Annotated in this window: 19 protein-coding genes and 1 tRNA gene; 14 read left to right on the forward strand and 6 right to left on the reverse strand. The window is 64.6% G+C overall.

Features of this window, described 5'->3' with window-relative positions; genetic code table 11:
- Nucleotides 1-210: 210 nt before the first annotated feature.
- Nucleotides 211-2,541: a penicillin-binding protein 1A gene (locus tag QPK27_RS23970; protein WP_290420676.1), complete on the reverse strand. Its 2,331-nt coding sequence runs from the start codon at nt 2,539-2,541 to the stop codon at nt 211-213.
- Nucleotides 2,542-2,950: 409 nt separating this feature from the next.
- Here QPK27_RS23970 and QPK27_RS23975 point away from each other — a divergent pair, with 409 nt between their 5' ends.
- The 8 genes from QPK27_RS23975 to QPK27_RS24010 all read left to right on the forward strand — a co-directional run bounded on the left by QPK27_RS23975 (nt 2,951) and on the right by QPK27_RS24010 (nt 12,933).
- Nucleotides 2,951-3,973: a pilus assembly protein PilM gene (locus QPK27_RS23975; RefSeq protein ID WP_308633614.1), complete on the forward strand. Its 1,023-nt coding sequence runs from the start codon at nt 2,951-2,953 to the stop codon at nt 3,971-3,973.
- Complete coding sequence (locus QPK27_RS23980) at nt 3,973-4,593, forward strand: PilN domain-containing protein (RefSeq protein WP_290420678.1); 621 nt, start codon at nt 3,973-3,975, stop codon at nt 4,591-4,593. The genes QPK27_RS23975 and QPK27_RS23980 overlap by 1 nt, the downstream gene beginning before the upstream one ends.
- The gene (locus QPK27_RS23985; protein ID WP_290420679.1) at nt 4,590-5,270 is read left to right on the forward strand and encodes a type 4a pilus biogenesis protein PilO; all 681 of its coding nucleotides are present in this window, start codon (nt 4,590-4,592) and stop codon (nt 5,268-5,270) included. The genes QPK27_RS23980 and QPK27_RS23985 overlap by 4 nt, the downstream gene beginning before the upstream one ends.
- On the forward strand, nt 5,270-5,809 hold the full coding sequence (locus QPK27_RS23990) for a pilus assembly protein PilP (RefSeq protein ID WP_290420692.1): 540 nt from the start codon (nt 5,270-5,272) through the stop codon (nt 5,807-5,809). Before QPK27_RS23985 ends, QPK27_RS23990 begins: the two co-directional genes overlap by 1 nt.
- The gene (pilQ, locus tag QPK27_RS23995) at nt 5,806-8,028 is read left to right on the forward strand and encodes a type IV pilus secretin PilQ (protein ID WP_374047110.1); all 2,223 of its coding nucleotides are present in this window, start codon (nt 5,806-5,808) and stop codon (nt 8,026-8,028) included. The genes QPK27_RS23990 and pilQ overlap by 4 nt, the downstream gene beginning before the upstream one ends.
- Nucleotides 8,029-8,093: 65 nt before the next feature.
- A complete protein-coding gene (locus QPK27_RS24000) occupies nt 8,094-10,013 on the forward strand; it encodes a hypothetical protein (protein ID WP_290420680.1) in 1,920 nt (639 codons plus the stop codon).
- A 153-nt stretch (nt 10,014-10,166) separates the two neighbouring features.
- Nucleotides 10,167-11,783, forward strand: coding sequence for a bifunctional shikimate kinase/3-dehydroquinate synthase AroKB (aroKB, locus tag QPK27_RS24005; RefSeq protein WP_374047112.1), 1,617 nt, complete (start codon nt 10,167-10,169; stop codon nt 11,781-11,783).
- A 7-nt stretch (nt 11,784-11,790) separates the two neighbouring features.
- Nucleotides 11,791-12,933, forward strand: coding sequence for a deoxyguanosinetriphosphate triphosphohydrolase (locus tag QPK27_RS24010; RefSeq protein ID WP_374047111.1), 1,143 nt, complete (start codon nt 11,791-11,793; stop codon nt 12,931-12,933).
- Nucleotides 12,934-12,942: 9 nt separating this feature from the next.
- On the opposite strand, the gene QPK27_RS24015 is transcribed toward QPK27_RS24010, so the two are convergent.
- From QPK27_RS24015 to mutM, 5 genes are all read right to left on the reverse strand, one after another.
- The gene (locus tag QPK27_RS24015; RefSeq protein ID WP_290420682.1) at nt 12,943-13,788 is read right to left on the reverse strand and encodes a nucleotidyl transferase AbiEii/AbiGii toxin family protein; all 846 of its coding nucleotides are present in this window, start codon (nt 13,786-13,788) and stop codon (nt 12,943-12,945) included.
- Entirely contained in the window at nt 13,766-14,848 is a 1,083-nt protein-coding gene (locus QPK27_RS24020; RefSeq protein ID WP_290420683.1) for a type IV toxin-antitoxin system AbiEi family antitoxin, read from the reverse strand. Before QPK27_RS24020 ends, QPK27_RS24015 begins: the two co-directional genes overlap by 23 nt.
- A 132-nt stretch (nt 14,849-14,980) precedes the next feature.
- Nucleotides 14,981-16,135 (reverse strand): A/G-specific adenine glycosylase, encoded by a 1,155-nt coding sequence (gene mutY / locus QPK27_RS24025; protein WP_290420684.1) that lies wholly within the window; start codon nt 16,133-16,135, stop codon nt 14,981-14,983.
- Nucleotides 16,136-16,140: 5 nt separating this feature from the next.
- Complete coding sequence (locus QPK27_RS24030) at nt 16,141-18,063, reverse strand: dynamin family protein (RefSeq protein WP_290420685.1); 1,923 nt, start codon at nt 18,061-18,063, stop codon at nt 16,141-16,143.
- 33 nt (nt 18,064-18,096) lie between these two features.
- Nucleotides 18,097-18,930, reverse strand: coding sequence for a bifunctional DNA-formamidopyrimidine glycosylase/DNA-(apurinic or apyrimidinic site) lyase (gene mutM / locus QPK27_RS24035; RefSeq protein ID WP_290420686.1), 834 nt, complete (start codon nt 18,928-18,930; stop codon nt 18,097-18,099).
- Nucleotides 18,931-19,087: 157 nt separating this feature from the next.
- On the opposite strand from mutM, the gene QPK27_RS24040 reads away from it, so the two are divergent.
- The 6 genes from QPK27_RS24040 to QPK27_RS24065 all read left to right on the forward strand — a co-directional run bounded on the left by QPK27_RS24040 (nt 19,088) and on the right by QPK27_RS24065 (nt 24,606).
- Entirely contained in the window at nt 19,088-20,923 is a 1,836-nt protein-coding gene (locus tag QPK27_RS24040) for a tetratricopeptide repeat protein (protein ID WP_290420687.1), read from the forward strand.
- Between the two features lie 90 nt (nt 20,924-21,013).
- The gene (gene lolB / locus QPK27_RS24045) at nt 21,014-21,616 is read left to right on the forward strand and encodes a lipoprotein insertase outer membrane protein LolB (protein WP_308633615.1); all 603 of its coding nucleotides are present in this window, start codon (nt 21,014-21,016) and stop codon (nt 21,614-21,616) included.
- A gap of 8 nt (nt 21,617-21,624) precedes the next feature.
- The gene (gene ispE, locus QPK27_RS24050; protein WP_374047113.1) at nt 21,625-22,530 is read left to right on the forward strand and encodes a 4-(cytidine 5'-diphospho)-2-C-methyl-D-erythritol kinase; all 906 of its coding nucleotides are present in this window, start codon (nt 21,625-21,627) and stop codon (nt 22,528-22,530) included.
- A 77-nt stretch (nt 22,531-22,607) separates the two neighbouring features.
- Nucleotides 22,608-22,684: transfer RNA gene (locus tag QPK27_RS24055), tRNA-Gln, on the forward strand.
- Nucleotides 22,685-22,829: 145 nt separating this feature from the next.
- Nucleotides 22,830-23,780, forward strand: a complete 951-nt coding sequence (locus tag QPK27_RS24060; RefSeq protein WP_290420690.1) for a ribose-phosphate pyrophosphokinase — start codon at nt 22,830-22,832, stop codon at nt 23,778-23,780.
- A gap of 238 nt (nt 23,781-24,018) precedes the next feature.
- The gene (locus QPK27_RS24065) at nt 24,019-24,606 is read left to right on the forward strand and encodes a 50S ribosomal protein L25/general stress protein Ctc (RefSeq protein ID WP_290420691.1); all 588 of its coding nucleotides are present in this window, start codon (nt 24,019-24,021) and stop codon (nt 24,604-24,606) included.
- Nucleotides 24,607-24,764 lie beyond the last annotated feature (158 nt).

The raw sequence follows: 24,764 nt of genomic DNA on the forward strand, positions 1-24,764 counted from the left end.
GTCCCTAGACATGTGTCACCCATGTCTCTGTGCCAAACAGGGTTCCCCGCCGACGCGGTGATTGTTACCGGTGCCATTTTCGCGCCGGATGATCTTGCTGCAAACAATCACCGCGTCGGCGGCAAAGCGCGGGGCCGCCGAGGCCAACCCTACGATTGCGCAAAGAAAAAAGGGGCGGCCATCTGGCCGCCCCTTTTCATTCGACACCGGTCAGAACAACTCGTTCCTCACCGCATCGCGCACCTTCTGCTCGGCTGCCGCCGGCGGCGGCCCCACGTCCAGCGTCTCGACGCCCATGCCCGGCGGCGTCTCCGCGTAGTAGAACTCGTTCCCATACTGCACCAGCCCGCTCGGCACTTCGCGCTCGACCATCGGTTCGGACTTGAGCGCCTTCTGCATGTAGCCGATCCAGATCGGCAGCGCCAGGCCGCCGCCGGTTTCGCGGGCGCCCAGGTTGCGCGGCTTGTCGTAGCCCATCCAGGCGATGCCGACCACCTTCGGCTGGTAGCCGGCGAACCAGGCGTCGATCGAGTCGTTGGTGGTGCCGGTCTTGCCTGCCAGGTCGGTGCGCTTCAGCGACATGGCCTTGATCGCGGTGCCGTGGCGCACCACGTCCTTGAGCATGCTGTCCATCAGGAAGGCATTGCGGGCGTCGATCACGCGATTGGCCTCATCACCGGCCTTGGCCGGACGCGCCTCGGACAGCACCTTGCCGTCGCTGTCGGTCACCTTCGAGATCAGGTAAGGGCTGATGCGGTAGCCGCCGTTGGCGAACACGGCATACGCGCCGGCCATCTGCAGCGGCGTGGTCGAGCCCGCGCCCAGCGCCATGGTCAGATAGGCCGGATTGCGCTCCGGATCGAAGCCGAAGCGGTTCGCGAATTCCTGGCCATAGCGTGCGCCGATCTTGTTCAGGATGCGGATCGAGATCATGTTCTTCGACTGCATCAGGCCGCGGCGCATGGTCATCGGGCCGTCGTACTTGCTGTCGTAGTTCTTCGGTTCCCAGGCCTGGCCGCCGGTCTGGCCGGCGTCAAACGAGATCGGCGCGTCGTTGATGACGGTGGCCGGCGACAGGCCGCGCTCGAGCGAAGCCGAATAGATGAACGGCTTGAACGAGGAACCCGGCTGGCGCCAGGCTTGCGTCACGTGGTTGAACTTGTTGCGGTTGAAGTCGAAGCCGCCGACCAGGGCGCGGATCGCGCCATCTTCGGTGTTGGCCGCAACGAACGCCGATTCGACTTCCGGCATCTGCGTGATCAGCCATTTCGATTCGTCGTCCTGCATCACGCGGATCACCGCGCCGCGGCGGATGCGGCGGTTCGGCGCCGCCTTGTCGGACAGCCAGGCGCGCGCAAAGGTCAGGCCCGGACCGCTCAGGGTGATGGTCTCGCCCGAGGCGATGGTGGCCTTCACTTGGGTGCCGGTCACCTGCAGCACCACGGCGGCGATGATGTTGTCGCTGTCCGGATGCTCGGCCAGTTCGGCCTCGATCGCTTCCTCGGCTTCGCCTTTGGCGCTCGGGATCTCGATGTACGACTCGGGACCGCGGTAGGAACGGCGGCGTTCGTAGTCCATCACGCCGCGGCGCAGTGCCAGGTAGGCGGCGTCCTGGTCGGCCTTGGTGATGGTGGTGAACACGTTCAGGCCGCGCGTATAGGTGTCTTCCTTGAACTGTTCGTACACCAGCTGGCGCGCCATCTCGGCCACGTACTCGGCGTGCACGCCGAAGGCCGTGCTGTCCGACTTGATCTTGAGCGGCTCGTTCTTGGCCTGGTTGAACTGGGCGTCGCTGATGTAGCCCAGCGAGTGCATGCGGGTCAGGATGTACTGCTGGCGGGTCTTGGCGCGGGTCGGATTGACCACGGGATTGTAGGCCGATGGCGCTTTCGGCAGGCCGGCCAGCATGGCCGCTTCGGCCACGGTGATGTCGCGCAGGTCCTTGCCGAAATAGATCTGGGCCGCCGACTGGAAGCCGAAGGCGCGCTGGCCCAGGTAGATCTGGTTCATGTACAGCTCGAGGATCTGGTCCTTGGACAGGTTTTTCTCGATCTTCCAGGCCAGCATCGCTTCATACGCCTTGCGCTTGAAGGTCTGCTCGGACGACAGGAAGAAGTTGCGCGCCACCTGCTGGGTGATGGTCGAGGCGCCCTGGCGTGCGCCGCCGGTGGCGTTGCGGAAGGCCGCGCGCATGATGCCGAGGTAGTCGATGCCGCTGTGCTCGTAGAAGCGGTCGTCCTCGATCGACAGCACGGCTTTCTTCATGACGTCCGGAATGTCCTTGAAGTGCACCAGGGTGCGCCGTTCTTCGCCGAATTCGCCGATCAGGACGTTATCGGCGGTGAAGATCCGCAGCGGCATCTTGGGCCGGTAATCGGTAATGGTGTCCAGCGCCGGCAGGTTCGGGTAGGCCATGGCCAGGGCAAACACCAGCACCAGCACGCCGATGCTTGCCAGACCAAACACAGCGGCGACGCCAAGCAACAACAGACGCTTGGGGCTGAACTTCGAGGCAGAGGAGGACGCTTGTTTCTCTTTCATGCTGACTTTCGCTTTGTTGATCCGCCTCATTATAAGGCAGCGGTTTTGCGCCTGATACTGAGCTCAGCTTAATAAAGCTTAAAAGCAAGAGCTTCGTATCAAGGTCTTAAGAGTAAAAACGCAAGACCGGTATTGGCTTTGCAATGGAAACCGGGAAGTGTGGCGCGCACGCGCCGGATTCTATTCTTCCCAGGTAGAAATATCTTGTCCCCAGTCATCTTTTGTTGCTACGATTTGACCCTGTATTTGACGTAAGTATCGGATTTTTATAAGAAATACACACCTGGTGCATCCGAGACAACTTCCCCTCCGCGGGCGTTCATTGCAGTGACCTGTCTATTTGAAAAGCAGCTGAAGGGAGTATTGAGTGATCAATCTGGGTTCCTTGTTCGGTCGATCGACGCCGCCAATGGCCGGGCTCGATATCAGCACGTCGGGTGTCCGCCTGGTCGAGCTGGCCGATGCCGGCAAGGGCGTCATGCGCCTGGAGCGCTACGCCACTGAAGCGCTGCCGCGCGGCGCCGTGGTCGACGGCAATATCGAAAACCTGGAGCAGGTCACCGATGCGGTGCGCCGGGTCTGGAAAAAAAGCGGCACCCGCGCCCGCCACGTGGTGCTCGGCATGCCGCCGGCCTCCGTGATCACCAAGAAGATCATCCTGCCGGCCGGGCTGTCGGAAGACCAGTTGGAAGTGCAGGTCGAATCCGAGGCCAGCCAGTATATCCCGTTCGCGCTCGATGAGGTCAGCCTCGACTTCGACGTGATCGGCGCCGCCCCCAACTCAAACGAAGACATGGAAGTGATGCTGGCCGCCGCGCGCCGCGAAAAAGTCGAGGACCGGGTCGCGATCGCCGAAGCCTCGGGCCTGGTCGCTACCGTGATGGACATCGAATCGTATGCCGCGCGCAGCGCGCTGGAACACGCGGTTTCTCCGCGCCCGGGCCAGATCACGGCCCTGTTCCAGATCGGCGCCCAGGCCACCCACGTCTCGGTGCTGGTCGGCGCCGACACCGTCTACGAGCGCGAGCAGCCTTTCGGCGGCAACCAGCTGACCCAGGACATCGTGCGCGCCTACGGCATGGCGTTCGAGGAAGCGGAAACGCGCAAGAAGGCCAACGACCTGCCCGAGAACTACGGTCCCGACGTACTGGCGCCGTTCCTGGAAAACGCGGCGCTGGAAATCACGCGCGCGATCCAGTTCTTCTATACCTCGACCCCGTACACCCGCATCGACGAACTGTACCTGGCCGGCGGCTGCGCGCTGCTGCCGGGCCTGCTCGAGATCGTGGCCGGCCGCACCCGTATTCCGAGCCGGCTGGTGGCGCCGTTCGACGGCATGCAGTTCGGCCCCGGCGTGCGCGAGCATCAATTGCGCCAGGAGGGCCCGGCCTTCCTGGTGGCCTGCGGCCTGGCGCTGCGGAGGTTTGGCTGATGATCCGGATTAATTTACTTCCGCACCGCGAAGCCAAACGCAAACAGAAGCAGCAAGCCTTTGTCGCCCTGATGCTGCTGGGCGGCGTGGTGGGCGCGGCGGTGGTGCTGCTGGTGGGCGGCTACAACGCGCGCCAGATCTCGGTGCAGGAACAGCGCAACGCAGTGCTGGCGCAAGCCAGCGCCGACCTCGACAAGAAAATTGCCGAGATCAAGACCCTCAAGGAAGACATCGCCGCCCTGCAGGCGCGCCAGCAGGCGGTGGAAGACCTGCAGGGCGACCGCAACCAGCCGGTGCACCTGCTCGACGAACTGGTGCGCCAGACCCCGGAAGGCGTGCACCTCAAAAGCGTCAAACAGGACGGCCAGCGCGTGACCCTGGGCGGCAACGCCCAGTCGCAGGAGCGGGTGGCCGAACTGCTGCGCAACCTGTCCGGCGCCTCGGCCTGGCTGCAGTCGCCCGAGTTGATGGAAGTGCGCGCCGCCACCCTCGGCAGCGGCAAGGGCGCCGGCGGGCGCAAGGTGGTCGAATTCACGCTGACCGTGCAGATCAAGCGCAGCCGCGAGGACGAGCCGGCCGCCAAGGGCGGTAAAGCGACGGCGGGCAAAGGTAACGCATGAAGAATATCGATCTGAACGAACTGTTCGCCGACCTGGCGGCCCAGTTCCAGGACTTGCAGGGCCGCCAGCCCGGCCAGTGGCCGCTGGCGCCGCGCCTGTTGTGCGCGGCCGGCGTGATGGCGCTGGTGATCGGCCTGGGCTACTTCTTTTACTGGAGCGAGCAGTTCGCGCAGCAGGAGAGCGGCGCCGCCCAGGAGCAGACGCTGCGCGCCGAATACGAATCCAAGATGGCGCAGGCGATCAACCTGGAAGCGCTCAAGGAGCAGAAGAACCAGGTCGACCAGTACGTGGCGCGCCTGGAGCGCCAGCTGCCGAACAAGTCGCAGATCGCCGACCTGCTGTCGGACATCAACCAGGCCGGCGTCGGCCGCGGTTTGCAGTTCCAGATGTTCAAGCCGGGCCAGGAAGTGCTGCGCGACTATTACGCCGAGCTGCCGATCGACATCAAGGTGAACGGCCGCTACCACGACATGGGCGCGTTTGCCGCCGACATGGCCAACCTGCCGCGCATCGTCACCCTGAACAATTTGGCACTTAGCGACAAGGATGGCGTGCTGGAAATGGAAGCCATCGCCAAGACCTTCCGCTACCTCGACCAGGACGAACTGGCGGCGCAGCGCAAGGCGCGCGCGGAAGAAAAGAAGAACAAGCGCAAGCGCAGCGGAGGCGGATCGTGATGAAACTTGAACGCATCGCACCGGTGCTGGCGGCGCTGCTCCTGGGCGGTTGCGGCGATGGCGGCGTGGGCGAGATCCAGGACTGGATGCGCCAGGTCGAAGCGCGCACCGTGCCGAAGGTGGAACCGCTGCCGGCGCCGAAGCAGTTCGTGCCGCAAGGCTATGTTCCAGACGAAGCGCTGGACCCGTTCAACCTGGCCAAGCTCAGCGGCGACGCGGCCCAGGCCGGCCTCGGCAAGCGCAACCCGTATCAGCCGGACGTGAACCGGCCCAAGGAAGTGCTCGAGAATTTCCCGCTGGACACCATGCAGATGGTCGGCACGCTGCACAAGGGCGGCGTCAGCTATGCGCTGGTGCAGGTCGAGCGCACGCTGTACCACGTGCGCGCCGGCCAGCGGATGGGACAGAACTATGGCCGCATCGTGCGCGTCACCGACGGCGCCATCGAACTGCGCGAAGCCGTGCAGGATTCGAACGGCGACTGGACCGAACGCATGGCGACGCTCGAGCTGCAGGAAAACAAGGAGAGTGGGAAATGACCCCAGGTTTTATTAACACGCGCTTGAGCTCATGCTCGCGCTTCAGCTTTGCCGTTCCTGCAAGCCTGGCGCGCGCCGCGGCCGCACTGCTGCTGATGGCCGGCGCCGCGCTGGCTCACGCTCAGAGCGGCAACGCGATCGAATCGATCACCGCCAACCAGCAGGGCGCCAACGTGGTCATCAACGTGGCCATGCGCGAAGCGCCAGCCAGGGCGCCGATCGGCTTCGCCATCACCAACCCGGCGCGCATCGCGCTCGACTTCGGCGCCACCGCGAACGCCACCGGCAAGAGCACCCATGACCTGCACCTGGGCGACGTGCGCGGCGTGAACCTGGTGCAGGCCGGCGAGCGCACGCGCATGGTGCTGAACCTGTCGCGCGCGCTGAACTACGCCACCGCGATCGACGGCAAGTCGGTGATCGTGACCGTCGAAGGCACCGGCGGCGTCGCGCATGCGGTGAATGCCAACGGCCTGCCGGCCACCGCCGCTGCTGGTGCTGGTGCCGCTGTGAACCTGCGTCCGGCGCTGCGCGGCCTCGACTTCAAGAGCGGCGCCAACAACGCCGGCCGCGTCGTGGTCGACCTGCCCAACAGCCAGGTCGCGGTCGACGTGCGCCAGAGCGCCAGCGGCGTGACCGTCGACTTCCTCGGCACCCGCCTGCCGGAAAACCTGCGCCGCCGCCTGGACGTGACCGATTTCGGCACGCCGGTCTCGAGCGTGACCACGGCCGGCCAGGGCGACAACGTGCGCATGACGATCGCCGCCCAGGGCAACTGGGAGCAGTCGGTGTACCAGAGCGACACCCAGCTGGTGGTCGAGGTGCGCAAGGTGGTGGTCGATCCGAACCGCGTCAGCCAGGGTTCGGCCAACAACCCGCAGGGCTTCAACGGCGAAAAGCTGTCGTTCAATTTCCAGAACGTCGAAGTGCGCGCCGCGCTGCAGGCGGTGGCCGACATCTCGGGCCTGAATATCATCACCAGCGATTCCGTCACCGGCAACCTGACGCTGCGCCTGCGCGACGTGCCGTGGGACCAGGCGCTGGACGTGATCCTGACCGCCAAGGGCCTGGATATGCGCAAGAACGGCACCGTGCTGTGGATCGCGCCGAAGGAAGAACTGCTGACCAAGGAAAAGCTCGAGCTCGAGCAGCGCGCCCAGATCGCCGAACTGGAGCCGCTGCGCTCCGAGATCTTCCAGCTGAACTATCAGAAGGCGGAATCGTTCCGCAACGTGTTCGGCCTCGACGCCAGCGGCGGCGCCAGCGCCAACGACAAGAACCGCGTGCTGTCCAAGCGCGGCAGCGCCATCATCGACCCGCGCACCAACCAGCTGTTCGTGACCGACATCGCGTCCAAGATCGAGGATATCCGCAAGCTGATCCAGAAGACCGACATCGCCTCCAAGCAGGTGCTGATCGAAGCGCGCCTGGTGGAAGCCAACGACGGCTTCTCGCGCAACCTGGGCGCCAAGCTGGGCTTTGCCGACATGCGCACCATGCGCGGCGGCGACTCGGGCTGGCAGGTCAGCGGCAACGAACGCATCGCCATCGGCGGCAACCTGAACGGCGTGGGGCAGGTCACCGGCCAGGTCACCAGCGAGGACAGCTTCGCCAACACCACCATGGTCAACCTGCCGGCGGCCGGCATCGGCGGCATCGCCCCGACCTCGCTGGCGTTCTCGCTGTTCTCGTCGGCCGCGAACCGCTTCCTGAACCTGGAACTGTCGGCGCTGGAAGCGGACGGCAAGGGCAAGATCATCTCCAGCCCGCGCGTGGTCACCGAAGACAAGCAAGTGGCCGTGATCGAGCAGGGCGTCGAGCTGCCCTACGAACAGGCGACCAGCAGCGGCGCCACCTCGATCAGCTTCAAGAAGGCGAACCTGCGCCTGGAAGTGATCCCGCAGATCACGCCGGACGGCAACGTGGTGCTGGAAGTCGACGTCAACAAGGATTCGAAGGGCGACGAAACCCGCGCCGGCTTCGCCATCAACACCCAGCACGTGAAGACCAAGGTCATGGTCGAGAACGGCGGCACCGTGGTGCTGGGCGGTATCTACCAGCAGACCGAGCGCAACAACGTGACCAAGACCCCGCTGCTGGGCGACGTCCCGCTGCTGGGCTACCTGTTCAAGACGACCGGACGCGAGAGCACCAAGACCGAGCTGCTGGTGTTCATCACGCCCAAGATCGTCAACGAGAACGTGGCCGGCATGCGCTGAGGTAGCAGAGGCCAGCGCTGCCGCACAGGAATTTCATCCGACAACCTACAACAACAAGTCCTGATATGAAAAACCAGCAATTCAAATACAGCACCCTGGCCCTGCTGCTGGCGGCCACCCTCAGCGCCTGCGGCGGCGGCGGCGGCAGCCCCGGCGCGACGGGCGGCAGCGGCAGCGGCGGCACTGGCGGCGGCACCACCACCCCGGCGGCGCCGACCGTCGGCGTGACCCTGAGCGGTGCCAACGGCCAGGCCAGCAGCGCCCTCAGCGGCGCCACGCCGCTGACCGTGCGCGCCGTGGTGCGCGACGCCGCCAACCAGCCGGTGCCGAATGCGGTGGTCACTTTCACCACGGACGCCACCCTGGCCGTGTTCGCGCCGACCGCCGGCACCGCCCTGACCGACGCCAGCGGCGCCGCCTCGATCACCATGCGCGCCGCCAGCCTGGCCGCCGGCGGCGCCGGCAGCGTCACCGCCACCGCCGCCTTGCCGGGCGCCACCGCCACCACCGCCAGCGGCAGCGCCAATTATTCGGTCAACGCCACCGCGCTCTCGTTCAGCGCCGTGCGCCTGGATTCGGCCAACATCGATGCCTACGGCTCGACCCTGGTCGCGGTCGACCTGATGGCCAACGGCGCCAAGTACAGCGGCCAGCAGGTCAACGTCAGCTTCAGCTCGGCGTGCGTGACCGCCGGCAAGGCCACCCTGGCGCCCAGCGTCGCCACCAATATGGGCACCGCCCAGACCGTCTACCGCGACCAGGGTTGCGGCAACAACGACGTGATCACCGTCTCGGCCGACGGCGTATCGACCCCGGCGTCGGCCTCGCTGGCGATCGCGCCGCCGAGCGCCGCCTCGGTGCAGTTCGTCGAAGCCACGCCCAACGACAAGTCGATCGTGATCCGCGGCCAGGGCGGCATCAACCGCACCGAGACCGCGACCCTGCGCTTCCGCGTGTTCGACGTGTTCGACCGTCCGCTGGCCGGCAAGGCGGTCGAATTCAAGGTGATGCCGGAAGGCGTGGTCACCCTCAACAAGCTGCGCGACAGCACCGACCAGAACGGCGAAGTGATCACCACCGTCAACTCGGGCAGCGTGCCGACCAGCTTCCGGGTCCAGGCCGTGCTGCCGGGCACCGCCACGGCCACCCGTCCCGACATCTCGACCACCTCGGATTCGATCGTGGTCACCACCGGCCTGCCGGTGCAGCGCGCGTTCTCGCTCAGCGCCACCAAGGCCAACGTCGATGGCACCTTCGACAGCACCCCGAGCACGCCGGCCTCGATCGTCAACATCCTGATCGCCGACGGGTTCGGCAACCCGGTAGCCGACGGCACCCCGGTGGTGTTCCAGACCAATCTCGGTTCGATCGGTTCGGCCGACCGCGGCGGCTGCCTGACCGTGAACGGCGGCTGCTCGGTCGACTTCCGCGTGCAGGATCCGCGTACCGCGCTGCCGAACCTGCCGGCCACGCCGTGCAACACCGGCAGCGCCGCCGGCGTCTCGGCGGACAGCACCCGCAAGGGCGTGGCCACCATCTGCGCCAGCACGACCGACGGCGCCAACACCCAGTTCGGCAAGATCACGATCACGCTCAGCGACGATGAAATCGGCCGTGTCTACATCGACGGCAGCGCGACGCCGGTCACCAGCGGCACGGTCGACCTGGGCAATGCGCCGTCGGCCGATCCGAAGATCTTCACCATGCAGCTGACCGATCTCAACGGCAACCCGCTGCCGGTCGACTCGACCGTCGCGATCACCGGCCTGGTCGGCGCGACCCTGGTGGAACTGACCCCGGCCAAGGTGCAGAACATCTTCGCGATCGCGGGCAACGGCCCGAACGGCTCGATCCACCGCGTCACGCTCAGCGCACCGACCAAGCCGTGCACGGCGCCGAGCCGCGCCACCTTCAACGTGACGGCGACCACGCCCAACGGCCAGATCAGCGCGATTCCGTTCACGCTGAACTTCACCTGCCCGTAAATCCGGTGAGGCGTCAAGGGTGGCTTGAGGCGATGAGTTGACGCGATGAATTGACGAAATGCGAGGCGGCCAGTCTATACTGGCCGTCTTTTCATTTGAGCGGGCTTGGTAGTGCCACATCCCAAGAACAACAATATTTTCCTTGTCGGCTTGATGGGGGCAGGAAAGACCACCATCGGCCGATTGCTTGCGCGCAAGCTGAACCGCCGCTTCGTCGACTCGGACCACGAGATCGAGGCGCGCACCGGCGCCACCATCCCCTGGATCTTCGAGATCGAAGGGGAGGCCTGCTTCCGCAAGCGCGAAGCGGACGTGATCCGCGACCTGAGCGCCCAGGACGGCCTGGTGCTGGCCACCGGCGGTGGCGCCGTGCTCAATCCCAAGAGCCGCGCTTACCTAGCCGAGCGCGGCACCGTGATCTACCTGCGCGCCTCGATCGGCAGCATCCTGCAGCGCACTTCGCACGACAAGAACCGTCCGCTGCTGCAGACGGCCGACCCGCGCGCCAAACTGGAAGAGCTGCTGGAGCAGCGCGATCCCTTGTACCGCGAGATCGCGGACCTGGTCATCGACACCGGCCGTCCTAACGTACAATCGATGGTACAAACCATATTGGACCAGCTGGCCGCGCAGGAGAACGCGCGCGCGCGCCGGCTTGCAAGGACACCGATGAACGAACAGGCACAACCCCACCTCACCCTCAACGTCGACCTCGGCGAACGCAGCTACCCGATCGTGATCGGCCCCGGCCTTCTGGACGATGGCGCGCTGCTGGCGCGCCACATCCAGGGCCAGAAAGTCGCCATCGTCACCAACACCACGGTCGCGCCGCTATACCTGGAACGGGTGGCCGGACACCTGCGCGGCGCCGGCCGCGAGGTGGTCGAGATCGTGCTGCCGGACGGCGAAGAGCACAAGAACTGGCAGTCGCTGAACCTGGTGTACGACGCGCTGCTGCAAGCCAAATGCGATCGCAAGACCACCCTGGTGGCGCTGGGCGGCGGCGTGATCGGCGACCTGACCGGCTTCGCCGCCTCGAGCTATATGCGCGGGGTGCCGTTCGTGCAGATCCCGACCACGCTGCTGGCCCAGGTCGATTCCTCGGTCGGCGGCAAGACCGGCATCAACCATCCGTTGGGCAAGAACATGATCGGCGCGTTCTACCAGCCGCGCGCGGTGCTGGCCGATACGGCGACGCTCGATACGCTCCCGGCGCGCGAGCTGGCCGCCGGCCTGGCCGAAGTGATCAAGCACGGCGCCATCCTCGACGCCGCCTTCTTCGACTGGATCGAAGCCAACGTCGAACAGCTGATCAAGCGCGACCCGCAGGCGCTGGCGCACGCGATCGCGCGCTCGTGCGAGATCAAGGCCGAGGTGGTGCGCAAGGACGAACGCGAAGGCGGCCTGCGCGCGGTGCTCAATTTCGGCCACACCTTCGGCCACGCGATCGAGAACGGCCTGGGGTATGGCGAATGGCTGCACGGCGAAGCGGTCGGCTGCGGCATGGTGATGGCGGCCGACCTGTCGGCGCGCCTGGGCCTGATCGACCCGGCCAGCGTGGAACGCGTGCGCGCCCTGGTGCGCGCCGCCGGCCTGCCGGCCAGTGCGCCCGACCTGGGCGAGGCGCGCTGGATCGAGCTGATGGCGGTCGACAAGAAGAACGAGGGCGGCGAAATCCGCTTCATCCTCCTGAAACCGCTGGGCAGCCCGGCGATCACCACGGCGCCGCTCGAGCACCTGCGCTCGACCCTGGCCGCCTGCAGCGGCTGAGCGGGGAATGGCGATGGTGGACTTCGACGCCGGCCTGGCCCCGTACGCGGCCCATTCCGCGCAATCGCGCGGGCGCAAGCACGCGGAGCTGGCGCCCGGTTCGCGCAGCGAATTCCAGCGCGACCGCGACCGCATCATCCACTCGACCGCGTTCCGCCGCCTCGAGTACAAGACCCAGGTGTTCCTCAATCACGAGGGCGACCTGTTCCGCACCCGCCTGACGCACTCGATCGAGGTGGCGCAGATCGGGCGCACGCTGGCGCGCAGCCTGCGCCTGAACGAAGACCTGGTGGAAGCGACCGCGCTGGCGCACGACCTGGGCCACACCCCGTTCGGCCACGTCGGCCAGGACGTGCTCAACGAATGCATGGCGGACTACGGCGGCTTCGAGCATAACCTGCAAAGCCTGCGCGTGGTGGATCACCTGGAAGAGCACTACGGCGCCTTCGACGGCCTGAACCTGACCTTCGAGACGCGCGAGGGCATCCTCAAGCACTGCTCGCTGAACAACGCGCGCCAGCTGGGAGAACTCGGCCAGCGCTTCATCGACCGCACCCAGCCGAGCCTGGAAGCGCAGCTGACCAACCTGGCTGACGAGATCGCGTACAACAACCACGACATCGACGACGGCCTGCGTTCGGGCCTGCTCACGATGGCGCAGATGGAAGAGGTCGAACTGTTCGCGCGTCATCGGCACGCGGTGGAGCAGGCCTATCCCGGCCTGTCCGGACGGCGCGCGCTGTACGAGACGATCCGCCTGATGATCACGGCGATGACGGCCGACCTGGTCGAGACCTCGAGCGCCTTGCTGGCCGAGGCCGCGCCCAGGAGTATCGACGAGGTGCGCGCCGCTCCGCCGCTGATCCGTTTTTCAAGCCAGATGCGGGCCGAGACCACGGCGCTGAAGCGCTTCCTGTACGCCAACCTGTACCGCCACTTCCAGGTCAACCGCATGCGCGTCAAGGCCAGCCGCATCGTGCGCGAACTGTTCGAGGCGTTCCTGAACGATCCGGTGCTGCTGCCGAACGACTACCAGGTGCAGGACGACCCGATGAAGCAGGCGCGCAAGATTGCCGACTACATCGCCGGCATGACCGACCGCTATGCGATTCGCGAGCATCGGCGGATTTTCTCGCTTGATCATTTTTGAGACAGGGTGCTAAGCGAGAGCTTGCTGTAAAAGCCGTAGTCGTTTGTCGACACGTTTCTCTGCATCCTCCAGATGGCGCATCGTTCTGGTCATCTCATGCGCCAGACGGTCGAAGTCACGCTCGATGATTTGATTCAGAACATCGAGCGTGTCTGCGCTGGTGACGCGTCGGATATCTTTTCCCAGCAAATAGACGCCAGCCAGATCCGGGTCGTAATCGCCTGCGTCGATGACACCTTCTTCGTCGTACACCCGGTCGATATTGCCGGCTGCGGCATAGTTATCCATCAGATGGATGAGGTCTTGGGCATCCCTCGGGTTTGCTCTGCCGCGGTCGGACCATGCGACCAGCTTGAGTATGGCGAGTCCTGGTAGAGAAACGACGTTGCCTTCGAAGTCTGGCGCAAATGTCACCCGTTCAGCCGCTGCCAGGACATCGTCATAGCCGGCGACGTTCATGATGATTTTCATGTCAGGTGGCCAGGCTACTGTATTCGTTCCTTGAGATACGCCGCCAAATGGTACAAGGTCCAGGTGGTATTCGAGGTCTCCAGCTTGCTCTTGATAATAAAGACGCTGCTGCGCTTCCCCGCCTGCTTTGAAGGTCTTGCGTGCCATCAGACCTTCTCGCAAAGCGGCAAACTGGTCCCAGTCTTTGACGGCGACAGCGAAATCCACGTCATACGTTGCCCGCCTGGTGGCAAGGCCGAATATATGGGTCAGAAGGACATCCCGTGCTGTTGCCCCAACAAGCATATAGTCGATTTTTTGGGTATGAGCTTCTTCTGCCACTGCACGGAGAATATTGACCGTAACTGGGTCAATCGGGTGATCAGTTCTGATAGAACGTGGCATCGATGAAATTCTCCTTGATCATTAGAGCTGTTTCTCGTGTGCGTGGATCCAGAAGTGCCAGCAGCTCTGAGTAGATCAGCAACGGGGGGGCGAGTCCCGGCGTGATTTCGTTATCCCAATGCCAGAACTTTTCCAGTATTTCGATGTGACCAGCTTCATCAGGCCTGATGCGGTGTTGTTTGACCAGCTTCTTGATGACCTTCTCCATGTCGTCCGGATCGACGTACAAGGTCTGGCTGTCTGGTTTGAGATAGCTGGTCATCTTCGTCGCGGCGACTTCGGAACCCCATGCGCAATTGAACTCGTAGAGATCGGTATTCTTCCACCAGGATGATTCGGGTGCGCTGAACCGGCGGCCATTGAGTTTGCTGCGCAAGGCGGTTGGATAATTGATTGCCCACTCTTCAGTCAAACGCTCGGCTTCCAGTAATTTCCTGCGGCCGCTGCTTCCTTTTTTATTGATAAGATAGCCGCGACTTTCGAGGTCTTCCAGAACGTTGTAGACCGTTCCTAGCGATACACCCGTATGACGCGCAATATCTTTGTAGGGTGAAGAGAGATCGTCCGGGTTAGCAAGTAAGCCGAATACCACACGCAATGCTGCCGGATTGCTGAGTCCTTTCGGTGCGCGCGCATACTGCGTCTTGCGTTCGTCTTTCTGTCCGGAGATGTAGATGAAGAGTCCTGGATTATGCAAATACGCATTGCCACTTGCATCCATAAATTGAAGTCCGATTGCTCTGCAGTGCTCAGCAAGCTCTCTGGTCAGATGTGGTGTAATGAACAGACCTGGGGCGTCAGCTCTCGATAATTGCTGACGAACCTTGTCGATCTGTGATTTGCGATCGACCACCATTTTGCACTCGACAAGGTAACGAATCGAATTGCCGTCATATGCCAGGTCGATAGTAGCGTCCGCCAAGTGTTCGCTTGGTGTGGCGGGCACCAGTTCGATCACGCTGCCTTTGATGCCAACTTTTTCCTTCAATACAGCGAGCACATCAAGAATCAGACGTTTTTCAGTTGCAACAAAGTCTTGGGAAAACGCACGATTGTTCATTCAATTTTCCTCGTTCACAGTCTGTGACGACTTCCATTTTATGAAAATCGCGCGTGATTTTCAATTTATTTTAATTTTCACGTAACGTGAAAATCTTTAAAAATTGAAAAATCTTCAGCATTCTGAATACTGCTATGTGAACAGGCTGGGCATTGCGAGATCCAGCAGCAGTTTTTTGACCGGCGCCGGCAATGGCGCGTCGCCGATTTGGTTCATATTCCACCACTGATAATGGCTATCGGCCTGCGCGCGCGACGCCAGTGTCACCGCGAACGGCGCGATGTGCAGCTTGTAGTGCGTGAACACATGCACCAGCGGGCGCAGCGCGCGCACTTCGTCCAGTTGGCCGAAGGCGCCGGCGGCGGCGGCGACGTCCGACGTACACACCGGTTCCGCATCTTCTTCCATCGGCACGTGCCCGCCGACTTCGGGCAGCGACAGCAGGCCGCCCCAGATCCCGCTCTGCGGCCGCTGCTCGAGCAGCACCTGGCCGCCGTCGACGATCACCAGCATTGCGGTGCGTTTTTCGGGCGTGCTCTTCTTCGGTTTGCGCACCGGCAGTTCGGCCGTGCGGCCGGTGGCGAAGGCCACGCAGCGGTCCTGCAGCGGACAGCGCCCGCAGTCGGGGCGCGAGCGCGTGCAGAGCGTGGCGCCCAGGTCCATCAGGCCCTGGGTATAGGCTTCGATCGCGCCCGGATTGTCTTGCGTCTCGGGCAGCAGGGCTTCGGCGCGGCGCCACATGGCGTCCTCGACCGGCTTGATGCCCGGGTAGGCATCGATCCCGAACACGCGCGCGAACACCCGCTTGACGTTGCCGTCCATGATGGCGGCGCGCACGCCGCCGGAAAACGCCGCGATCGCCGCCGCCGTCGAGCGGCCGATGCCGGGCAGGTCGGCCAGCAGCGCCGGGTCGCTCGGGAACACGCCGTCATAGTCCTGCACCACGCGCTTGGCACAGGCATGCAGGTTGCGCGCGCGGGTGTAGTAACCCAGGCCGCTCCAGTGCGCCATCACGTCCTCGCCCGGGGCTTCGGCCAGGGCGTGGACGGTGGGGAAGCGTTCCAGGAAGCGCGCGTAATAGCCCAGCACCGCCGCGACCTGGGTCTGCTGCAGCATGATCTCGGACAGCCACACGCGGTAGGCATCGGTCGTGTTCTGCCACGGCAGGGTGTGGCGGCCGTGGCTGCGCTGCCAGTCGACCACCGCTTGCGAGAAGCTCGGGTCGGCCAGGCCGTCGAGGCTGCCCAAGCCTGAGACTCCAGGGCCGAAATCGTTGATTCGTTTCATATCGTTTATATTGTTTCTGCCTGCGTGGCATCTGGCGCCAGGCTGGCGTCGATCCGGGCCGCGGCCTCTGCCAGGCGCGTGCGCGTGTGTTCCAGGTCGGCCTGGCCTTGCTCGAAAGCGGCGATCTTCTGTTCCAGGCTGTCGCTGGCCTCCAGGATGCGCTGCACCGAGGCCTGGCGCTGGCGCAGGCCGTCGCGGTGCTGGCGGATCTGGCCTTCCAGCGGCGCATTGACCACTTTCAGCCAGGCCTCGACGTCGGCGTTCGCGGCGCGCAGCACGCGCCGCACGCGCGAGGCGATCGAGTCGAAGAAGCGTTCGAGCAGGGTGGCGCGGCTGCTCAGCAGCAGCGTGGCGGTGCCGAACTGGCGCGCGAACAGCAGCTCGACGGCGTCGATCTCGTCGCGCTGACGGCGCAGCGACAGCGCCGGCGGCGGGCTCAAACCCAGGCCGTGTTCGGCCGCGAACTTGCGCTGCATCGCTTCCATCATCGACTTGATCTCGTCGATCCGGGCCTGGCCGGCGTCCAGCATGGCGCGCACGGCGGCGAAGTAGTCGCGCACCGGCGCGCGCATGCCGGTGGCGAAGCGCGCCGCCGCCATCGCCGCGCGCACGGCGTCGGTCTGCCCCTGCAGCAGGTCCATGCCCAGCGTCGTATATAGCTCGGTGGAGAGGCGCGTGAACACGGCGCGCGTGCCCTGCAGCTTGAACAGGCCGGCGTCGAACTCCTTCTTTTCCAGTTCGACGCGCTTGACCATGTGCGCGATCACGCCCTGGTTCTTGCCGCGCAGGCTGCGCAGTTCCTGCAACTGCTCGACCAGTTCGCGCAGGCGGTTGGCCCCCAAGCCGTGGGAGGCTGCCAGCAGCGCTTCCAGCTCGGCGCGCAGCTGGCGCGCGGCGATCTCGCGCCGCGCCGGCACCAGCTGCCGGTATAGCGCGGATTCCAGCGCACCGAGGCGGCTGCGTTCGAACAGCGCCATGTCGCCGCCGACGCGCGCCACCAGCGCCTTTTGCGCCGACACCGGATACACCTGGCCATCGTCGAGGCCCAGCAGGCGCGCGACGTCGTGCTGCTGGCGCGCGATCTCGGCCTCGATGGCGTCCGGACTTTTCAGCTCGTCCCACATGGCGTCGATCTTGTTGAGCACCGCCAGCCGTCCCGGCCCGGCTTTGACGTGGGTGCGCCAGACTTCGATGTCGCTGCGGGTGACGCCGGTTTCGGCCGCCAGCACGAACAGCACCGCGTGCGCGTTCGGGATCAGGTTCAAGGTCAGTTCGGGTTCAAGGCCGATCGCATTCAGGCCCGGGGTGTCGACGATCACCAGGCCCTGTTTCAGCAGCGGGTGCGGCAGGTTGATGAGCGCGTGCCGCCATTGCGGGATCTCGACCGTACCGTCCGCGCTCACCTCGCCGGCCAGGTCGGGATCGTGCGGGTCGTACAGGCCGTAGCGCTCGGCTTCGTGGGCCGGCACGCGGCAGGTCTGGCTGACCTGGCGCAGCACGTCCTGCATGCGCGCCGGATCGTCCAGGTCGAGCGCCAGCACGGTCCAGGCGGCGGGATCGTCGCGGTAGTCGCCGATGGACAGATGGCCGGCGCGGGTGGCGACCGGCAGCAGGCGGATGCAGGGCGGCAGCGCCGCATCCCACAGCAGCTCGGTCGGGCACATGGTGGTGCGGCCGGCGCTGGAAGGCAGCATGCGCTGGCCATAGTCGGCGAAGAACAGGGCGTTGATCAGCTCGGTCTTACCGCGCGAGAACTCGGCCACGAAGGCCACCGTCAGGCGATCGTCGCGCAGGCGCGCCAGCGCACGTTCGAGGATCTGCTCGCCGGCGGCGTCGATCAGCCCGGCCTGGCGCAGCGCGCCGCCGTAGTCCGCCAGCGAGGCGGCGGCCTGCGCGCGCCACGCGCCGTACTGTTGTAAGTCCTGCATATCGTCTGGCCCGAGGTTGGCGAAGTCCTGGCGTCAGCGCTGGCACTTCGCGCAATAGAAGGTGGAGCGTTGGCCCTGCTTGATCTGGCGGACCGGAGCCTCGCATTGCTTGCAGGGAACACCAGCACGATCATAGACGAAATACGTCTGCTGGAAATATCCAGATTGGCCATTTACGGCAATAAAGTCACGCAGCGTGCTGCCGCCTTGCACGATGGCCGCGGCCAGGATGTCGCGGATCGCCTGCGCCAGCCGGTCGTAGCGTGCGCGGCTGATGCGCGAGGCCGGGGTTTTGGGGCTGATGCCGGCGCGGAACAGGCTCTCGCAAGCGTAGATGTTGCCGACCCCGACCACGATATCGCCGGCCAGCAGCACCTGCTTGATCGGCGCGCTGCGGCGCCGCGTTTCGCGAAACAGCAAGGCGCCGTCGAAACCGTCGCCCAGCGGCTCGACGCCCAGGCCGCGCAGCAGCACGTGCTGCTCCAGCGGGCCGTCCTCGTTGGCGTGCCACAGCACGGCGCCGAAGCGGCGCGGGTCGTGCAGGCGCAGCACCTGGCGGCCTTGTTCGCCATCGACCACCAGGTCGAAGTGGTCGTGGGTGCGCGGCTCGATGCCGGGCGGCAGCACGCGCAGGTGGCCGGACATGCCGAGGTGGATGATCAGGGTGCCGTGCTCGAAATTGAGCAACAGGTATTTGCCGCGCCGGCCGGTGCCCAGGATGCGGCGCCCGGCCAGCAGCTCGGACAGGCCGGGCGGGAACGGCCAGCGCAGGCCTTCGCGCCGGCACACGACCTGTTCGACGACGCGGCCTTCGATATGGGGCGCGACACCGCGCCGGGTGACTTCTACTTCTGGCAGTTCAGGCATGGGGGAGGGGATTCGTGTAAAGTCGGAAGGCCGTCAGGGGATCGCCGCTGCGGCCGCAGCCATGGTCCGGTGGTCCGGGCCAAGGCTCAACATCTGCGCGGCAGGCGCGCGCGGTTGAGCGTAGAATTTGACAACAACTCGGACACTTGGACTTGCTTTGAAAAACGCTTTCGCCATTGTAACTCTCTCCGGCCTGTTGACGGCATGTGCTGTCGCGCCGCAACAGCAGTTGGCGCCCGGCAGCGAGGACAGCGACCGCTTCGGCCAGGTCCAGCAGCAGGATGCGTCCAATGCGCAAGCCGAGGCCGCGCCCGAGCTGGACGAGGAAGAACAGGCGGCCAAGGCCAAGGCCGAGGAAGAAGCGCGCTTGCCCAAGGTCGAGCTGACCCCCACCATGCTGCAGCAGTTGCTCAAGGCCGAATTCGCCTTCCGCAACGGCGACTGGCAGGGGCCGTATCTCACCATGTTGAGCCTTGCCCAGCAAACACAAGACCCGCGCCTGGCGCGGCGCGCGGCCGAGATGGCGGTGGCGGCCAAGCAGGCCGACGACACGCTGGCGGCGGTGCGCCTGTGGTACCGGCTCGATCCGACCTCCGAAGAAGCGACGCAATATTTCGTCGGCATGGTGGTCACCTCCGACAACATCGCCGAACTGGAACCGGTGTTCGAGGGGCGCCTGCGCGCAGCGCCGGCCAATCGGCGTGGCATATTGATGTTCCAGGTCCAGCAACTGCTGGCGCGCGCCAAGGACAAGGAAGCGGCGGTGTCGATGCTCGAGCGCCTGATCGCGCCATACCAGGGCACGATGGAAGCGCACATCGTGCGCGCCCAGGTGGCGCTGGTGCGCGGCAACAAGGCGCAAGCGCGCACCGAGGCGCAGGCGGCGCTGGCGGTGCGGCCGAATTCCGAGATCGCGGTGCTGATGCTGGCCCAGGTGACCGAGGACGACGACGCCGTGATGCGGTTGCTCGATGGCTTCCTGCAGAAGTATCCCGATGCGCGCGAAGTGCGCGCGGCCCAGGCCCGGGTGCTGGTCAACCGCAAGGATTATCCGCGCGCGCGCCAGGAATTCGAGCGCCTGCTGAAGGACCAGCCGGACAACGCCGCCCACCTGTACGCGCTGGGCATCCTGGCGACCCAGATGAACGACGCGCCCGGCGCCGAACGTTATTTCACCCGCTTCGTGGAAGTGCTGGGGCGTAATCCGGACGACGAACGCGATCCGTCGCGCGCATTGCTGATCCTGTCGCAGCTGGCGGAAGAGCGCGGCGACCTGGCCGGCGCCCTGCAATGGCTGGACAAGGTGCCGGAAGGGACCGATCCGCAAACCCTGTTCAACTCGCAACTGCGGCGCGCCCAGCTGGTGGCCAAGGGGGGCGACGTGGCCGGCGCGCGGCGCCTGCTCACCGGCCTGAAGCCGAGCGAGCCGGCGCGCCAGGCGCAGGTGGCGGTGGCCGAGGCGCAGTTGCTGCGCGAAGCCAACCAGTTGCAGGAGGCCTATGTGCTGATGGAAGCGGCGGCCAAGCGCTTCCCCAAGAATCCCGATCTGCTGTACGACTTCGCGCTGCTGGCCGAAAAGCTGGGCCGGGTCGAGGTGATGGAAGCGCAACTGCGCGAAGTGATGGTGCAGGCGCCGGATAATCACCATGCCTATAACGCCCTGGGCTATTCGCTGGCCGAGCGCAACGTGCGCCTGCAGGAAGCGTATGGCCTGATCGCGAAAGCGCTGGAGATGGCGCCGGACGATCCTTTCATCATGGACAGCATGGGCTGGGTGCACTACCGCATGGGCAACCTGAACGAGGCCGAGAAGTTCCTGCGCCGCGCCTACGGCCTGCGGCGCGATCCCGAGATCGCGGTGCACCTGGGCGAAGTGCTGTGGCAGAAGGGCGAGAAGAGCGCCGCCCAGCAGCTGTGGCGCGAAGCGCGCGCCAAGGATCCGGACAACGACACGCTGCGCACGACGCTGGCGCGCTTGCGCCTGTCCTTGTGAGCGTTGTGAAATAATCCAGTCTTGCACCGGGCGCCGCAGGGCGCCCGTTCGCTTCCATATAACTTCCGATTGAATAGTGATCCGATGCCGATGACCCGACGCTTTGCCATGTTCGCCGTGGCCGCCTCCTTCGCCGCCACGCTGGCCGGCTGCGCCACCAGCACCGCCAACCTGTCGCGCGCCACCGTGGGCGCTTACCAGGAAACCATCGACCTGTCGGGCCGGCTGTCGGTGAACTACCAGAAGGATGGCCGGCAGGAATCGTTGAACGGCAGTTTCACCTGGGCCCAGCGCCCGGCGGCGATCGACGTCACCATGGTCTCGCCGCTGGGGCAGACCGTGGCGGTGGTCAACGTGACGCCGGGGGCGGCCACGCTGACCCAGGCCGGCCAGGCGCCGCGCACGGCGGAAGATATCGACAGCCTGAGCCAGCAGACGCTGGGCTGGCCGCTGCCGGTGTCGGGCCTGCGCGACTGGCTGCAGGGCTATGCGGTCGATGCGCAAGGCAAGCGCTTCCTGGCCTCGCCGGCCAACAACCAGGTGGTCACCAAGGATGGCTGGCGCCTGCGCTTCATGAGCTGGCAGGATGAAACAGCGCCGCAGCCGAAGCCGCGCGTCATCCAAGCCGAGCGCGCCGCAGTGGGCGACATCCAGGACCTGGCGATCCGCATCGCCATCGACCCGGCGGCTTGAGCATGACGATGCCCCTGCGTTCGCTGCACGATTGCCCGGCCCCGGCCAAACTCAACCTGTTCCTGCACGTCGTCGGGCGCCGCGCCGACGGCTACCACCTGCTGCAAAGCGTCTTTCAATTGATCGACCGCGGCGACACCCTGCATTTCGACTTGCGCGACGACCACGAGATCGTGCGCACCAACGAGGTGCCGGGCGTGCCGCAGGAGCAGGACCTGATCGTGCGTGCGCTGCGCCTGCTGCAGGCGGAATACGAGCGTCGCTACCGCGAGCTGCCGCCAGGAATCAATGTGGCGATCGAAAAGATCCTGCCGATGGGCGGCGGATTGGGCGGCGGTTCGTCCGATGCGGCGACGGCGCTGATGGCGGCCAATCACCTGTGGCAGGCGGGCTTGAGCCGCGAAGAACTGATGACGCTCGGCCTGCCGCTGGGCGCGGATATCCCGTTCTTCCTGTTCGGCCAGACCGCGTTCGCGGAAGGAATCGGCGAAGCGTTGCAGGCAGTGCCGGGGCCGGATTGCTGGTATGTGGTGATCGAACCAGGTGTCGCGGTGCCAACCCCTGCAATTTTTTCTGCACAGGATTTGACAAGAGATACAAAGCCGGTCAGAATAGCGGACTTTTCCAGGGGCACCAATTCAGGCAGTTTGGTTGGTTTCGGGAAAAATGATTTGCAGGACGTGGCGATGCGCCTGTTCCCGCCGGTAGCCGAGGCGGTTGAATGGTTGAGCAGCCATGGCGATGCCAGGATGACTGGCTCAGGGGCGTGTGTGTTTTGCGCGTTTCCAGATGAAGACGCCGCCGACCGCGTGTTGGCGCAAGTGCCGAAGAAGTGGACGGCATGGAAGGCGAAATCATTGGATAAGCATCCCCTGGATTTCTTCGATAAAGAAATCGCTCTTGCAAATCAGTGAGTTAGAGAATATAATTTTGCCTGTCGCAGCGTTGAGCGTAGTACGCAAAATGATGCGGCAAGCAAAGAAGGTCGTGTAGGGGAATCGCCAAGTTGGTTAAGGCACCGGATTTTGATTCCGGCATTCCAAGGTTCGAATCCTTGTTCCCCTGCCAAAGTTTTCTTGGTCTGTCGATGCGGATGCGTCCAGCAAGAAAAATGCGATGCGGTGCCGAGCGCCCCATCAGTACAATACATCAGCCGGTATATCCGGCTGATTGTTTTTCCACTGTATCAACGCACTTATCTTTTGGGACTCCCATGGCTTACGAAAACCTGATGGTTTTTACCGGCAATGCCAATCCGGCACTAGCAGAGGGGGTCGCAAAGAGCCTCGGTATTCCTCTCGGTAAAGCAGTCGTCTCGAAATTCTCGGATGGCGAAGTCATGGTCGAGATCAACGAGAACGTCCGCGGTAAAGACGTCTTCGTGCTGCAGTCGACCTGCGCTCCTACCAACGACAGCCTGATGGAAATCATGCTGATGGTCGACGCGCTCAAGCGCGCCTCGGCTGGCCGCATCACCGCCGCCATCCCTTATTTCGGCTATGCCCGCCAGGACCGCCGTCCGCGTTCGGCGCGTGTGGCGATCTCGGCCAAAGTCGTGGCCAATATGCTGGAAGAAGCCGGCGTCGAACGTGTCCTGATCATGGATCTGCACGCCGACCAGATCCAGGGCTTCTTCGACATCCCGGTCGACAATATCTACGCATCGCCGATCCTGCTGGGCGACCTGCAGAAGCGCAACTACGACGACCTGCTGGTCGTGTCGCCGGACGTCGGCGGCGTGGTGCGCGCCCGCGCGCTGGCCAAGCGCCTCGGCTGCGACCTGGCGATCATCGACAAGCGCCGCCCGAAGGCGAACGTGTCGGAAGTCATGAACATCATCGGTGAGGTCGAAGGCCGCAACTGCGTGATCATGGACGACATGGTCGACACCGCCGGCACCCTGTGCAAGGCCGCCGAAGTGCTGAAAGAGCGTGGCGCCAAGAAAGTCGTGGCGTATTGCACCCACCCAGTGCTGTCGGGTCCGGCAATCGAGCGCATCACCAACTCGCCGCTGGACGAACTGGTCGTCACCGACACCATCCCGCTGAGCGCGGCAGGCGCGGCTTGCGACAAGATCCGCCAGGTATCGTGCGCACCGCTGCTGGCCGAGACCTTCAAGCGCATCGTGAAGGGTGACTCCGTCATCTCGCTGTTCGTCGATTAAGCAACACCGACGCTGTTTCGCGGCGCGCCAGGTTTCAAAAGCCGGCGCGCCGTTGTAGTATCCACATCCTGTTGGGAATCCTGCATCCAGCGCTTTGTTGCCAGAGCTTTGCATCCAGTATTCTTGAGCGCGCATCCTGGCGCTCGTTCTTGACGCTCCCTGGTCGCGGGGAGGGTCGCCTTGGGTTACCGGGCTGGTGTTTACCGGCATTCGGACCCTTTATTTTTTGGAGTTTCACATGAAAGTAGTCGCATTCAACCGCACTCTGCAGGGGACCGGAGCGAGCCGCCGCCTGCGCAAGGCTGGCCAGACCCCAGGCATCATCTACGGTGGCACCGAAGCCCCACAACTGATCGCACTGGATGGCAACGCTCTGTACCACGCGCTCAAGAAAGAAGCATTCCACGGTTCCGTGCTGGATCTGGAAATCGAAGGCAAAGCACAGCAAGTCCTGCTGCGCGACTTCCAGATGCACGCATACAAGCAACTGGTCCTGCACGCTGACTTCCAGCGCGTCGACACCTCGAAGCCGATCCACACCAAGGTCACCCTGCACTTCGTGAACGCCGAGATCTCGCCAGCCGTCAAGCTGAGCAGCGCTGTCATCTCGCACGTGCTGAACGAAGTCGAAGTGTCGTGCCTGCCAGGCCAACTGCCGGAATTCATCGAAGTCGACCTGTCGAAGCTGGAAGCCGGCCAGTCGATCCACACCGGCGACCTGGTCCTGCCAGAAGGCGTGACCGCGCTGACCCACGGCCAGAACCTGACCGTCGTCACCTCGTCGATCCCACGCGGCGCAGCTTCGGCTGAAACCGCTGCCGAGTAATTTCGGTCTGGAGTGCGCCGCTTCGGTGGCGCATCGACAAAAACCCGCCGTGGCTTGCCCGGCGGGTTTTTTGTTTTGTGGGGTCGTTCGTTCGGCAATCGTTATCGGCGTCGTATTCGGGACGGGAAAACGTAGATACCGTCTCGGCCGTCAAGCCC

Origin of the sequence: Massilia sp. YIM B02443 (assembly GCF_030411955.1) — a bacterium.
Taxonomy (GTDB): Bacteria; Pseudomonadota; Gammaproteobacteria; order Burkholderiales; family Burkholderiaceae_D; genus Telluria.